Source organism: Brevundimonas sp. CEF1 (assembly GCF_051353055.1).
GTDB lineage: Bacteria > Pseudomonadota > Alphaproteobacteria > Caulobacterales > Caulobacteraceae > Brevundimonas.
The window spans coordinates 3,447,723-3,461,019 of the sequence record NZ_CP195593.1; the positions used below are offsets into that span (position 1 = coordinate 3,447,723).

At 69.3% G+C, this 13,297-nt stretch carries 14 protein-coding genes; 7 read left to right on the plus strand and 7 right to left on the minus strand.

What is annotated here, in order from left to right:
- Positions 1-62: 62 nt before the first annotated feature.
- Genes ACR9FL_RS17260 through ACR9FL_RS17270 form a run of 3 tightly spaced genes read right to left on the minus strand, consistent with a single transcriptional unit; the run spans position 63 to position 3,363 of the window.
- The gene (locus ACR9FL_RS17260) at positions 63-662 is read right to left on the minus strand and encodes a TetR/AcrR family transcriptional regulator (RefSeq protein WP_436356523.1); all 600 of its coding nucleotides are present in this window, start codon (positions 660-662) and stop codon (positions 63-65) included.
- Positions 662-2,254 (minus strand): DHA2 family efflux MFS transporter permease subunit, encoded by a 1,593-nt coding sequence (locus tag ACR9FL_RS17265; RefSeq protein WP_436356524.1) that lies wholly within the window; start codon positions 2,252-2,254, stop codon positions 662-664. Before ACR9FL_RS17265 ends, ACR9FL_RS17260 begins: the two co-directional genes overlap by 1 nt.
- The gene (locus ACR9FL_RS17270; protein ID WP_296178037.1) at positions 2,251-3,363 is read right to left on the minus strand and encodes an HlyD family secretion protein; all 1,113 of its coding nucleotides are present in this window, start codon (positions 3,361-3,363) and stop codon (positions 2,251-2,253) included. The genes ACR9FL_RS17265 and ACR9FL_RS17270 overlap by 4 nt, the downstream gene beginning before the upstream one ends.
- A gap of 137 nt (positions 3,364-3,500) precedes the next feature.
- Between ACR9FL_RS17270 and nth the strand changes: the two genes are divergently transcribed.
- Entirely contained in the window at positions 3,501-4,256 is a 756-nt protein-coding gene (gene nth, locus ACR9FL_RS17275) for an endonuclease III (RefSeq protein ID WP_296178035.1), read from the plus strand.
- A 207-nt stretch (positions 4,257-4,463) separates the two neighbouring features.
- Here the strand turns inward: nth and ACR9FL_RS17280 are convergent, their stop codons facing one another.
- Positions 4,464-5,354, minus strand: a complete 891-nt coding sequence (locus ACR9FL_RS17280; protein ID WP_297932975.1) for an ATP-grasp domain-containing protein — start codon at positions 5,352-5,354, stop codon at positions 4,464-4,466.
- A gap of 97 nt (positions 5,355-5,451) precedes the next feature.
- Here ACR9FL_RS17280 and ACR9FL_RS17285 point away from each other — a divergent pair, with 97 nt between their 5' ends.
- The 5 genes from ACR9FL_RS17285 (at position 5,452) to ACR9FL_RS17305 (ending at position 8,442) form a co-directional block, all read left to right on the plus strand.
- Positions 5,452-6,477, plus strand: a complete 1,026-nt coding sequence (locus tag ACR9FL_RS17285) for an adenosine kinase (protein ID WP_436358178.1) — start codon at positions 5,452-5,454, stop codon at positions 6,475-6,477.
- 211 nt (positions 6,478-6,688) lie between these two features.
- Positions 6,689-7,408, plus strand: a complete 720-nt coding sequence (locus ACR9FL_RS17290) for a heme ABC transporter permease (protein WP_296178668.1) — start codon at positions 6,689-6,691, stop codon at positions 7,406-7,408.
- 10 nt (positions 7,409-7,418) lie between these two features.
- On the plus strand, positions 7,419-7,571 hold the full coding sequence (gene ccmD / locus ACR9FL_RS17295; protein WP_436356525.1) for a heme exporter protein CcmD: 153 nt from the start codon (positions 7,419-7,421) through the stop codon (positions 7,569-7,571).
- Positions 7,568-8,128: a DsbE family thiol:disulfide interchange protein gene (locus tag ACR9FL_RS17300; protein ID WP_436356526.1), complete on the plus strand. Its 561-nt coding sequence runs from the start codon at positions 7,568-7,570 to the stop codon at positions 8,126-8,128. Before ccmD ends, ACR9FL_RS17300 begins: the two co-directional genes overlap by 4 nt.
- Before the next feature lie 71 nt (positions 8,129-8,199).
- Positions 8,200-8,442 (plus strand): hypothetical protein, encoded by a 243-nt coding sequence (locus ACR9FL_RS17305; protein ID WP_436356527.1) that lies wholly within the window; start codon positions 8,200-8,202, stop codon positions 8,440-8,442.
- On the opposite strand, the gene ACR9FL_RS17310 is transcribed toward ACR9FL_RS17305, so the two are convergent.
- The 3 genes from ACR9FL_RS17310 to ftsY all read right to left on the minus strand — a co-directional run bounded on the left by ACR9FL_RS17310 (position 8,439) and on the right by ftsY (position 11,001).
- Entirely contained in the window at positions 8,439-9,086 is a 648-nt protein-coding gene (locus ACR9FL_RS17310; protein WP_436356528.1) for a MarR family winged helix-turn-helix transcriptional regulator, read from the minus strand. The two genes, ACR9FL_RS17305 and ACR9FL_RS17310, sit on opposite strands and share 4 nt — an antisense overlap.
- A 331-nt stretch (positions 9,087-9,417) precedes the next feature.
- On the minus strand, positions 9,418-10,062 hold the full coding sequence (locus ACR9FL_RS17315; RefSeq protein WP_296175308.1) for an inner membrane-spanning protein YciB: 645 nt from the start codon (positions 10,060-10,062) through the stop codon (positions 9,418-9,420).
- Positions 10,063-10,065: 3 nt separating this feature from the next.
- Positions 10,066-11,001 carry a signal recognition particle-docking protein FtsY gene (ftsY, locus tag ACR9FL_RS17320; RefSeq protein WP_436356529.1) on the minus strand — a complete coding sequence of 312 codons (936 nt, stop codon included), beginning with the start codon at positions 10,999-11,001 and terminating at the stop codon, positions 10,066-10,068.
- A gap of 235 nt (positions 11,002-11,236) precedes the next feature.
- On the opposite strand from ftsY, the gene ACR9FL_RS17325 reads away from it, so the two are divergent.
- The gene (locus ACR9FL_RS17325; RefSeq protein ID WP_436356530.1) at positions 11,237-13,279 is read left to right on the plus strand and encodes an NAD(+) synthase; all 2,043 of its coding nucleotides are present in this window, start codon (positions 11,237-11,239) and stop codon (positions 13,277-13,279) included.
- Positions 13,280-13,297 lie beyond the last annotated feature (18 nt).

A 13,297-nucleotide genomic window follows, 5' to 3' on the forward strand; every position in this document is an offset into this window, starting at 1 on the left:
CTCCGCAAGGACAGGGCTGGCCGGGCCTTTACGCCGATCCGGCCAAAGGGCCAAACCGCAGCCTAGTTCGGGGCGAAGGCGCGGATGAAGCGGCGGGCCGTCTCGCGGGCGCGCGCCGGGGCGTCGTCGTCCCTGGGGTGGGGCAGGCCCAGGACCGCGCGCAGGTGACCGTGGCCCAGGACCATGCCGGCGAACATCTCGGCGGCGGCGGCGGGGTTGGGCACAGACAACAGGCCGAGGCGGTCCTGTTCGGTCAGCCAGGCGGCGATGCGGCGGACGCTCTCGCCCGGCCCGGCGTCATAGATGGCGCGGGCCAGTTCCGGGGCCTCGGGCGACATCAGGGCGACGCCGCGCAGGGAGGCCCCCTTGCCCTCGCAGCAGATCTTGCTGATCAGGGTCTCGGCGATGGCGGTCAGGACCTCTTCCGGCGCGGCGCCCGACCGCAGGGGCGCGGTGACGGCGTCCGAACGCTGGGCCGCCAGGGCCCGGCCGATGTCGGTCTTGGTGGGGAAGCGGTTGTAGAGGGTCTGTTTCGACACCCCCGCGCGCCGGGCGATCTCGGTCATGGAGGCGCCCGCTCCCTTTTCCACGAACAGGTCCGAGGCGGCCTGGAGGATGGCTGCGCTCTTGAGCTCGTCGATCTGACCGGGAGCGCGGGGCATCAGTGGACCTCGGACGGACCGGCCGAGGGGTCGGCCTTGCCGGGCTTGGACAGCAGGGTGACGAAGGCGGCGCAGGCGCAGGCGATGGCCAGGAGGGCGAAGGCGTCGCCGAAGGCCAGGGTCGTCGCCTGCTTCTGCAGCATGCCGTAGAAGGCCTTCATCGCCGAGGCCTGCGGGTCGATCGAGCCCGAGAAGCGCTGGGCCAGGCCGGCGATCATGTTCCTGACGGCGGTGTCCGACTGATTGATGGCCGAGGTCAGCTCGACCATGTGCAGGGCCGAGTTCTGGGTCAGGGACGTATTGAGGATGGCCAGGCCGAAGGCGCCGCCGACGTTGCGCGACAGGTTCACCAGCCCCGAGGCGTTCTTGACCATGTGCGGCGGCAGGGTGGACATGGTCACCTGCTGGGAGGCGATCATGGCGATCATGACGCCGCAGCCGCGCACGGCCTGAACCCCGGCGAACTCCCAGAAGCCCCACTGGTCGGTGACCAGGCGCGCGTCCCACATGCCCCAGGCGCACAGGATGAAGCCCAGGAACATCAGGATGCGCGGATCGACGGCCCGCACCAGACGCCCGGCGAAGGGGGCGGTGGCGAACATGGCCAGGCCCGACACGACCATGGTGGTGCCGACCTCGGCCGCCGAATAGTCGCGCACCCGTCCGAGGAAGAGGGGCAGCAGGAAGGTGCCGCCGAACAGGGCCGCGCCGACGATGAAGGTCATGATGACCCCGACCACGAAGTTGCGGTTGGCGAAGGCGCGCAGCTCGACGATCGGGTTGTAATAGACCAGCGAGCGCCAGATGAAGGCCGGGCCGCAGATGGCGGCGACCAGGCTGAGCAGCAGGATGTGGTCGTCGGCGAACCAGTCGTTCTTGGCCCCTTCCTCCAGCACGAATTGCAGGCTCATCAGGAAGGCGGCCATCAGGCCCAGGCCCCACCAGTCGAAGCCCTTGGCCAGGCTGGCGTCGCCCTTGTCGAAATGGGCGTAGCGGCCGACCAGAAACAGGACGACCACGCCGGGGAAGATGTTGATGAAGAAGAGCCAGCGCCAGCTGAGCCATTCCGTTAGGTGTCCGCCCAGGGTCGGGCCGACGGTGGGGGCCAGGGTGACGATCAGGCCCATGATGACGCTGGCGGTGACGCGCTTCTCGGGCGGGAAGGCGGTGAAGGCCACGGCGAAGACGGTCGGGATCATGGCCCCGCCGAGGAAGCCCTGCAGCGCGCGGAAGAAGATCATCATCTCGACCGACGACGACAGGCCGACGGCCACGCTCATGATCAGGAAGCCGACGCAGGAGGCCAGGAAGAGCTTTTGCGTGCCCCACAGCCGCGACAGATATCCCGACAGGGGGATCATCACGACCTCGGGGATCAGATAGGCGGTCTGGATCCAGCTGATCTCGTCGGCCGAGGCGCCGACCCCGGCCTGGATCTGGGGCAGGGAGGCGGCGACGATCTGGATGTCCAGAATGGCCATGAACTGGCCGATGACCATGCCGGCGAAGCCGAGCAGCAGGACGGGCCAGTTGATCTCCGGCTTGGCGCTCGCCTCGGCCGGAGCGCCCGCCGAAACGGCGGCGTCGGTCACCGGGCCGTGTCCAGGGACGCGGTTTCAACCTGGCCCAGATGGGCGTCGGCGAAGGCGGCGCCGCCCTGGCTCTTCAGGTCCACCTTGACCTCGACCGACAGGCCGGGACGCAGGGCGATGGGCTCGCCCGAGGCGCGGCGGTCGACGACGATGCGGACCGGGACGCGCTGGGTGATCTTGGTGAAGTTGCCGGTGGCGTTCTCGACCGGGATCAGGGCGAACTCCGAGCCGGTGGCCGGGGCGAAGCTGTCGATGCGGCCGACGATGGCCTGGCCGGGGAAGGCGTCGGCCTTGATCTCGACCTCCTGGCCCAGGCGCATGCGGCCGACCTGGGTCTCCTTGAAGTTGGCGACCACATAGGTGTCCTGCAGGGGGACGATGGACATCATCTGTCCGCCGGCCTGAACCACCTGGCCGACGCGGACGCCGCGCGCGCCGACGACCCCGCCGACGGGGGCGCGGATGACGGTGCGGTCCAGGGTCAGCTGGGCCTGCTCGACCAGGGCGCGGGCCTGTTCGACGGCGGCGACGCTCTGGCTGCGGGTCGAGCCGAGGACGGCGGCGGTGCGTTGTTCGGCGGTCAGGGCGGCCTGGGCCTGGGCGACCGAGGCGCGGGCGGTCTCGGCCGTGGCGCGCTGGGTCTCGATGCGCTGCTGCGACACCCAGCCCTCGGCGGCCAGCTTGCCGTAGCGGTCGACCTCGGCGCGGGCCAGTTTGGCCTGGGCGTCGGCCTGGGTCACGGCGGCGGCGCGGGCGGCGATATTGGCCTGCTCCTGTTCGGCGCGGGCGTCGACATTGGCCACGGCGGCGGTCAGGGCGGACAGGTTGGCCTGGGCCTGGGCCAGGGCGGCCTTGGCGTCGGCGTCGTCCAGACGGGCCAGGACCTGACCGGCCTCGACGCGCTGGTTGTCCTTGACCAGGACCTCGACGACCGAGCCGCTGATGCGGGGGCTGACCAGGACGGTGTCAGCCTGGACGAAGGCGTTGTCGGTCGCCTCCCAGCGCTGCTTGCCTTGCCACCAGACCACGCCTCCGGCGATCAGGGCGAGGCCGACGACGCCGCCGACGATCAGGGGCAGGCGTTTCTTCAGAGTGGCGGGGAGGGCCATGGGGAGACAGCTCGCTTCGATTTCGGCGCGTAAAATGGACAGGGGCGTCCAAAATACAAGAGGCGCCTGCGCGATTTCGTCGCACCGTGTCGATTCCGCCCGGTTGACGCCGCGCTCGGGGAAGGCGAAGCGAGGGGATGACCCTTCGTCCACGCGCTCCGTCCAAGGCTGTCCGCGCCGCCCTCAGCCCGCCCAAGGGCAAGCGGTCGCGTGCGCCGAAGAAGGCGCCGGTCGGGGCGATAATCGGCTGGCCGCCGGACGAGGATCGGGTCGAGGACATCTTCGTGCGCCTGTCGGGGATCATGCCGGACCCCAAGACCGAGCTGGACTTCGTCAATCCCTACACATTGGTCGTGGCCGTCGCCCTGTCGGCCCAGGCGACCGACGTGGGGGTCAACAAGGCGACCAAGGCCCTGTTCGCGGTGGCCGACACGCCGCAGAAGATGCTGGCCCTGGGCGAGGAGGGGCTGATTCCGCTGATCGCCTCCATCGGCCTCTATCGCACCAAGGCGCGGAACGTCATCGCCGCAGCCCGGATGCTGGTCGAGCAGCACGGCGGCGAGGTGCCGTTGAACCGCGCCGACCTGCAGGCCCTGCCGGGCGTGGGGCGCAAGACCGCCAGCGTGGTGCTGAACGAACTGGGAATCGAGCCGGCCATCGCGGTGGACACCCATGTGTTCCGCGTCTCGCACCGGCTGGGGCTGGCCAATGGTTCGACCCCGGACAAGGTCGAGGCGCAGCTGCACAAGGTGGTGCCCGAAGCCTGGCTGCCCAAGGCCCACCACTGGCTGATCCTGCATGGCCGCTACACCTGCCTGGCGCAGCGGCCCAAGTGCGGGGCCTGCGTTATTGCGGACCTGTGTCCGTCGCGGGCGAGCTTCGTGGGGGTTTAAGCCGCCCCTATGCGCCGAGTGTAGGCGCGTCATCACGCCTGCTGTCTCCCTTCCCCCTCGAGGGGGGAAGGGCCGGGGATGGGGGTGCGGAACGCGACATAGCCGATAGGGCGCATGAGACGAAGTGCCGATCTCCAGCACTCCAGTGGACAGGGGCCTGCCTCCACCCCCACCCAACCCTCCCCCCTCGAGGGGGAGGGCTACTGACTACAGCCCCAGCCGGTCCGCCACGGCGCGGCCGAAGCGGGCGCCGGCCTCGGGCGCGGCGCCGAGGTAGAAGTCCGGCTCGATCAGTTCGGCCTCCATCAGCAGCCACTGGCCGTCGGCGTCGGGCACCATGTCTATGCGGGCGTAGAGAAGCGGCTCGTCGATGGCGGCCAGGGTCCGCTCGGCCAGGGCGAGGGCGCCCTCGGGGGCCTGATCCAGCCGCTGATACCGGCCGCCGTACTGGACCTGGATGCGGAACTCGTCGGCATGGCCGGGGCGCTTGTTGACGACGTGGCTCAGTTCGCCGCCGAAGAAGAGCAGCGAGGTCTCGCCCGCCGTGGCGATGGTCGGCAGGAAGGGCTGGATCATGGCCCCGCCGACCGGCGCGTCGGCCAGTACGTCTTCCAGCAGGTCGCCAGCCGCGACCTTGAGCGTGCGCCAGGCGCCGCCGGACACGGTCGGCTTGACGATCAACTGCTCGGCGCCGGTGGCGGCGAAGGCGGCCTCGACCACGGCGGGGCTGGCGTGGTCGGTCCAGATGGTCGGCGGGATGGCCACGCCCTTTTCCGCCAGCCGGGCGAGATAGCGCTTGTCCGAGTTCCAGCGCAGCACCTCGGCGGGGTTGGCCAGGGGGGCGCCCGCCTCGGCCCATGTGGCGCAGGCCTGCATCCAGGCCTCGTGGTCGCGGTGGTAGCCCCAGACGATCAGCGGCAGGACCAGGGGAAAGTCCATCAGGCCATGAGCGCTGTCGACATGATCGGTCCAGGGCGTCGGCCGGGCCTTGATCCCCGCCGTGGCCAGGGCCGCCGCCAGTCGGTCCAGCACGCCCGGCCATTGCCCGGCGTAGGAGGGGTCGGCGGGGTCGGGGGTCAGGACGGCGACGTCGGTCATGCGAGTACTCCTCGGACGGGAACTGCATAGGCTGTTTTCGGCGGCGGCGAAAAGCCCGGTGCTGGCGTCGCGGCGTCTGGCCCGCTATGGGGCGCACATGACCCAGACCGCCATCTCCACCGCCCGCTTCGACGTCTGCGCCGTCGGCAACGCCATCGTCGACGTGCTGAGCCCGTGCGAGCCCGCCTTCCTCGAGGCGCAGGGCCTGACGCCCGGCTCGATGCAGCTGGTGGACGAGGCCCAGAGCGCGGCCCTCTATGACGCCATGGCGGCGGGCGTCGAGGCCTCGGGCGGGTCGGCCGGCAACACCGTGGCGGGCGTGGGCTCGTTCGGCGGACGCGCCGCCTATATCGGCAAGGTCGCGAAAGACACGCTTGGCGAGGTCTTCAGCCACGACATCCGCGCCGCCGGCGTCCACTTCGACACCCCGGTTCTGGAAGGCGGCGCGGGCGCCGGCTTCGGCACCGGCCGCTGCCTGATCAACGTCACGCCCGACGCCCAGCGCACCATGTGCACCTTCCTGGGCGCCGCCAACCAGCTGACGACCGCCGACATCGACGCCGAGCTGATCGGCGCCAGCGAGATCGTCTATCTGGAAGGCTATCTGTTCGACCCGGCCCCGGCCCGCGCCGCCTTCGAGGCCGCCGCCGCCGCCGCTCATGCTGCGGGCCGCAAGGTCGCCATCACCCTGTCGGACAGCTTCGTCGTCCACCGCTGGCGCGCCGAGCTGCTGGCCTTCATCGAGGCCTCGGCCGACATCGTCCTGGCCAATGAAGGCGAACTGCACGCCCTGTTCGAGACCGAGGATTTCGACCACGCCGCCGCCCACCTGGGCCGCATCGTCGAGGTCGCCGCCGTGACGCGCGGTGAAAAGGGCTCGGTCATCTTCCGTGGCGACGAGCGGGTCGAGGTCGCCGCCTTCCCGGTCGACAAGGTGGTCGACACCACGGGGGCGGGCGACCAGTACGCCGCCGGCGTGCTGCTGGGTCTGGCGCGCGGCCTGTCGCTGGCCGAGGCCGGCGCCCTGGGTTCGCTGGCCGCCTCGGAAGTGATCGCCCACTGGGGGCCGCGCCCGATGGTCAAGCTGGAGGCCCTGGCCGCCGAGCACGGGCTGAAGCTGTAAATCATACAGTTCAATCGTCATTCTCGGCCTTGTGCCGAGAATCCAGACGCACGACGCCTGCAACTCAGGTCTCGTCGTGGGCCGCCAACCACGCCTGAGTTTCTGGATCCCCGGGACAAGCCCGGGGATGACGGAGGAGGGGCGCTGTTTTGCGGATCGCGACAACCGGGGCGGCTTGCCGTTCTCCGCCGCGCCGCGTAATCGGCGGACCATGTTCGGCCTCGCCAATCCCGACCGCTTCATGCGCTTCACCCGCCCGCTCACGCCGGTGCTGTGGGGGCTGGCGCTTGTCCTGCTGGCGGTCGGAACCTGGCTCAGCTTCACCGCGCCCGCCGACTATCAGCAGGGCGATACGGTGCGGATCATGTTCATCCATGTCCCCGCCGCGACGCTCGGCCTCGGCGCCTATGCGGCCCTGGGCGTTTCCAGTTTCTTCGCCCTGGTCTTCCGCCATCCCCTGGCCGACGCCGCCGCGCGCGCCGCCGCCCTGCCGGGCGCGGTGCTGACGGGTCTGGCCCTGATCACCGGCTCCTTGTGGGGCCAGCCCATGTGGGGGACCTGGTGGGTGTGGGACGCGCGTTTGACCAGCGTCCTGGTGCTCTTCCTGTTTTACCTCGGCTACATGGCCCTGCGCGCCTCGATCGACGACGAGCAGAAGGCCGGCCGCGCCGCCGCGGTCCTGGGCCTGGTCGGTCTGATCAACCTGCCCATCGTCAAGTTCTCGGTCGACTGGTGGAACACCCTGCATCAGCCGGCGTCCTTGCTGCGCGCGGGTGGGACCAGTCTGGACCCGGCCTATCTGGCGCCTCTGCTGACCATGATGGCGGCCTATGGGATGCTGTTCGGGGCCATCTGGCTGACCTCGATCCGCACCGAGGTGCGCCGCCGCCGCGTCCTGACCCTGCGCGCCCGCGCCGCGCAAGAAGCCTGAGGAGCCGCCGATGCTGGATCTCGACATGAGCCCCTATGGCGTCTTCGTCTGGTCGTCCTGGGCGATCAGTGCGGCAGCCCTGGCCGCCATTTCTCTGCGCGCCCTGGTGGCCGCCCGGCGCTGGAAACGGGAACTGGCCCGTCTGGAAGAGGCCCGCAAATGAACCGCTGGTTCGCCCTGATCCCGATCGCGGCCCTGGCCGCGCTGGGCGTCTTCCTGATGGTGCAACTGAACACGATGTCCGGCGCGCCGGGCGAGGGGCGCGAATACAAGCCCGACGCCCTGGTCGGCCAGCCCATCCCCGAGACCGTCCTGCCCATCCTGCAGGGCGACGTCGAGACCAATCAACGGCTGGACCTGAAGACGGCGGGCGTCGGCAAGCCGATGATCGTCAACCTGTTCGCCAGCTGGTGCGCGCCGTGCCGCCTGGAGCATCCCCAGCTGATGAAGCTGAAGGCCCAGGGCATCAATGTCATCGGCGTGGCCTACAAGGACGACCCCGTCGCCACCCGCGCCTTCCTCGATGAACTGGGCGATCCCTACGCCCTGGTGCTGGTGGACCGCGAGGGGCGGGCGGGGCTGGATCTGGGCGTCTCGGGCGTGCCGGAGAGCTTTGCCGTGGACGCCTATGGGACCATCGTCGCCAAGTCCTCGGGACCGGTGCTGACCGACGCGGACCTGCAGAAGCTGGTGGACGCCCTGAAGGCGCCGGTTCGCTAAAGGCCGCCCGCGCGAAACAGGGTGAATCGCGCATTAACCATATCTAGAGCCTTTGGGCGGATCGTCGGCCCATGTCCGCGATTCCTTCAGAACGCCCGGCCTTCCCGCCTCCCGCAGGCGGCGCGGCCCATGCGCTGAGAACCTCCCAGTCCGCCTTCTTCCGCGCGGCCATGGGCATGAGCGCGCCGACGCCCGTCGCCGCCGCTCCGGTCGAGACGCGGGCGGACACGCCGGTTCGCGCCGCGCCGACGCCCGAAGCCTCCGTCACCGCGCGTTATCAGCGGCCGGGCTCGCTGCTGGACATCCGGGTCTAGGCCTTCGCCGCTTCCTTCAGCGGGATGATCACGGCCTCGATCGCGCCCGCATCGGCGGCCGGTTCGACAGCCTTCTTCTTCTTTTTCGGCTTGGCGCCGTCCTGGGCCTTTTTCGCCGCCTTCTCGGCCTTGCGCGCGTCCTTGGCCGCCTTCTTGGCCGCCTTGGCTTCGGCCCTGGCCTGTTCCGGCGCGGCGTCGGCGGCCTCGGTCAGGCTGGTCAGCAGGTCGAGGAAGCCCTCGCGCCTGGCCTTGGGCAGCAGGGCCAGGATGCGCTTGTCGGCGGCCTCGACGCGGGGGCGGGCGTCGGCCAGAGCCGTCTGACCGGCCTCGGACAGGCGCACGGCCTTGGCGCGGGCGTCCAGGGTCGAGCGTTCGCGCTCCAGCAGGCCCTTGGCGGTCATGCGGGCGACCAGATCGGCCAGGGTCGAACGGTCGATGCCGGTGGCCTTGACCAGATCGGTCTGAGTGAGCCCTGAGCGCACCGACACCGCCTCCAGCACCGCGAACTGGCGCTGGGTCAGGCCGTCGGGGCCCGCCTCTTCGGCGTAGATGTCGAGCGACAGCTGCAACACCCGGTGCATCAGGTGACTGGGCGAGTCCGCCAGTCCGCCCTTGATCTTCGCCTGCTTGCCTGACTTGACCATCGTCTTCGTTTCCCGTCTGGGCCCTGTTCCGGCCGCGAGGAGAGGGCCGGACATGGCGTGACAGCTAACAGCCGCGCTTTACGCTTTGACGACGATAAGCCTGACGGTTTGAAGACATTTTATCAGGGGGCCTACCGCCCTCACGGGCTACTTGAGGCCATTGTTCCGGGACCTACCGCGCTTCGCGCTGCTTGAGGCCGTTAGGCTTCGTCATCCCGGAAACGGCGCAGACGTTATCCGGGACCGCAGAGGAACGCCACGCTCAGGCCAAGGTTGCGTCTGTGGCGGTCCCGGCTCGGCGCCCTGGCGGGCTTGGCCGGGATGACGGGGCTTAAAGTCCCGTGTCGGGCGAGATGGGGCCGGGGTCTTCGTCCTTGATCATGTTCTTCATGATCAGCGGCACCTGGCACAGGCCGAAGATGGAGGCGGCGATCCACAGGACGCCGCGGAAGGCGGTCCAGACGCCGTTGGGATCGGGCGTTCCCAGGTTCAGCGCCGACCAGATGGCGGTGACGGCGGCGGGGCTGCGGAAGACCTCGTTGGCGACGGCGACGCAGAGGAAGTAGATTCCATAGCGGAAGGTCAGTGTGCGCCAGGCCTGATCCGTGACCTTGATGGCCGAACCCAGCAGGGCCTTGAATGGCGACTTCTTCAGCGGGATGGACCCCAGCAGGACGGCGGCCAGCAGGCCGTTCTGCACCGTCAGCTTCAGCTTCACGAACAGGTCGTCGTCGGTGAGGATGGTCAGGGCGCCGAAGACCAGGGCGAAGCCGCCGGTGATCAGGGGCATGGGGGCCAGCCGGCGCTCCAGCACGAAGCCGACCGTCAGGGCGATGGCCGAGGCGATGACCAGGACCCAGGTGGCCTTGATCATGTCGCGGGTGATGAAATAGGCGGCCATGAAGGCGATCAGGGCGCCGAAATCGACGGCCTGACGAATCCACTGCGGGCGCTTGGTCTCGGTCGCTTCACTCATCACTCAGTCCTCGAGCCCGACCAGGGATCGGGAAAACGCGCGCGCGTCGAAGGCTTGCAGATCCTCGACCCCCTCGCCGACGCCGATCAGCTTGATCGGGGCGTCGGAGGCCTGGGCGACGGGGACCAGGACCCCGCCGCGCGCCGTGCCGTCCAGCTTGGTCATCACGACGCCAGACACGTAGGCGGTGCGGCCGAAGATCTTTTCCTGTTCCAGGGCGTTGCGGCCCACGGTGGCGTCCAGCACCAGCAGGGTTTCGTGCGGGGCCTCCGCGTCGACCTTCTTGAGCACGCGGACGATCTTGAGCAGTTCGTCCATCAGGGCGGACTTGTTCTGCAACCGCCCGGCGGTGTCGATCAGGACCACGTCGTAACCCTCGGCCTTGGCCTTGGCATAGGCGTCGAAGGCCAGGCCGGCGGCGTCGGCGCCGTCGCGGCGGCTTTCGAAATCGGCGCCGGCGCGCTCGGCCCAGACCTTCAGCTGTTCGCGGGCGGCGGCGCGGAAGGTGTCGCCGGCGACGATCATCACCTTGGCGCCCCTGGCCGTCAGGTCAGACGCGATCTTGCCGAGCGTCGTGGTCTTGCCCGAGCCGTTCACGCCCACGAACAGGACCACATAGGGCTTGGGTCCGTTGAGGGGATCAAACGTCGCCTGACGCGGCAGCAGTTCGGCGGCCACGGCCTCGGCCAGGGCCTCCTTGATCTCGCGCTCGTCGGAGCTCTTGCCGAAGCGCAGCTCGCGGAAGCGTTCGACGATGCGGGCCGAGGCGGCGGGACCCAGGTCGCTCTCGATCAGGTGCTCTTCCAGACGCTCCAGCGCCTCTTCGGACAGGGGTTCCTTCACGAAGGTCGAGACGACCTGTTCGGTCATCTGTTTCGAAGACCGGGACAGACCCGCGCTCAGTCGCTGGAACCAGCCTTTTTTGGGCGTATCGCTCATGCTGCGAGCCTTAGCCGACAGCGGTTCGCAGGTCACGCGCGATCCTTGCGGCGCCTTTTTCTTCCGTCATTCTCGGGCTTGTCCCGAGAATCCATAAACGCCGGGGTTGACGGGGGGGCGCTGTCGGCCGACCTCGAGTCTATGGATCCCCGGCACAAGGCCGGGGATGACGGCGGAGGGGGCGGACGCGGCCGGAGGTCTTGGACCGAGCGCGTCCGACAGGAGCGAAAGATTGATGGCGAAGACGCATTCCTTCCACGCCCCGCGCAGTCACGGCTTCGTGCGCGTCGCCGCCGCGACCCCGGTGGTCCATGTCGCCGACCCTGCCGCCAACGCCGAGGAACACGAACGGCTGATCCGTCAGGCGGGCGAGCAGGGCGCAGACCTGCTGGTCTTCCCCGAACTGTCCTTGAGCGCCTACGCCATCGACGACCTGCACATGCAGGCGGCCCTGCTGGAAGAGGTCGAGCGCCAGATCGCGCATCTGGCCGAGGTGGCGGACGAGGCCGGCGTCATCGCCGTGATCGGCGCGCCGGTCCGCAACGGCGACGCCCTGTTCAACTGCGCCGTGGTGCTGGGCGGGGGCGAGGTGCTGGGCGTGGTCCCCAAGACCTATCTGCCCAACTATCGCGAATACTATGAGAAGCGTTGGTTCGCCTCCGCCGCCAGCCGCAGCGAGGATGCCGTCCTGCTGAACGGTACGAGCGTCGATTTTGCGCCGGGTCTGGTGTTCGAGGCGACCAACCGGCCGGGCTTCGTCTTCGCGGTCGAGATCTGCGAGGACTTCTGGGCGCCGCAGCCGCCGTCGACGCGGGCGGCGCTGGCCGGGGCGCGCATCCTGTGCAACCTCTCGGCCTCCAACATCGTCATCGGCAAGGCGGACGAGCGGGCCCTGCTGTGCGCCAGCCAGTCCAGCCGCACCCTGTCGGCCTATGTCTTCGCCGCCTCGGGTTGGGGCGAGAGCACGACCGATCTGGCCTGGGACGGTCAGGCGACCATCCACGAACTGGGCGGCAAGCTGGCCGAGGGCGAGCGGTTCGCGCTGGAGAGCCATCTGACGGTGGCCGACGTGGACGTGGACCGCATCGGTCTGGACCGGCTTCGCAACGGCACCTTCGCCGACTGCGCCCGTCTGGAAGGCGAGGCCGCGACCGTGGTTCCGTTCGAGGCGGGGCAGGGACCGGGCGACGCCCTGATCCGTCCGCTGGACCGCTTCCCCTTCGTGCCGGACGACGCCGCGCGTCTGGATCAGGACTGTTTCGAGGCCTTCAATATTCAGGTTCAGGGCCTGATGCGGCGGATGACGGCGACGGGGTCGAAGGCCCTGGTGATCGGCGTCTCGGGCGGTCTGGATTCGACCCAGGCTTTGCTGGTGGCCTGTCGCGCCTTTGATCGGCTGAACCTGCCGCGCACGGGCATTCTGGCCTTCACCCTGCCGGGGTTTGCGACCTCGGAGGGGACCAAGTCCAACGCCTGGAAGCTGATGCAGGCGCTGCAGGTGACGGGGGCCGAGATCGACATTCGCCCTGCCGCCGAGCAGATGCTGCGGGACATCGGCCATCCGTTCGCGGACGGCCAGCCGGTGCACGACATCACCTTCGAGAATGTTCAGGCGGGTCTGCGGACCGACTATCTGTTCCGTCTGGCCAGCCAGAACCACGGTTTTGTCCTGGGCACAGGCGACCTGTCGGAACTGGCCCTGGGCTGGTGCACCTATGGCGTCGGCGACCACATGAGCCACTACAACGTCAACGGCGGGGTGGCGAAGACCCTGATCCAGCACCTGATCCGCTGGGTGGCCGAGCGCGGTCTGGTCGGCGAGGCGGCGACGCCGACCTTGCACGCCATTCTTGCCACTGAAATCTCGCCCGAACTGGTGCCGGCGGGCGCCGACGGGGCGATCCAGTCGACGCAGTCCATCGTCGGCCCCTATGCCCTGAACGACTTCTTCCTCTTCTACATCAGCCGGTTCGGGCTGAAGCCGTCCAAGGTCGCCTATCTGGCCCACCAGGCCTGGGGTGACGCGGCGACGGGCGCCTGGCCGGTCGGCCTGCCGCAGGGCGAGCGGGTCGCCTATGATCTGCCTACCATCAAGGCCTGGCTGAGGAAGTTCCTGATCCGCTTCTTCCAGACCAGCCAGTTCAAGCGCTCGGCCGTGCCGAACGGGCCCAAGGTGGTGACCGGCGGGTCGTTGTCGCCCCGCGGCGACTGGCGGGCGCCGTCGGACTCGTCAGCGCGCGTCTGGCTCGATGAACTGGACGCCAATACGCCCGATTGACGGGCCTGGGGTTTACGT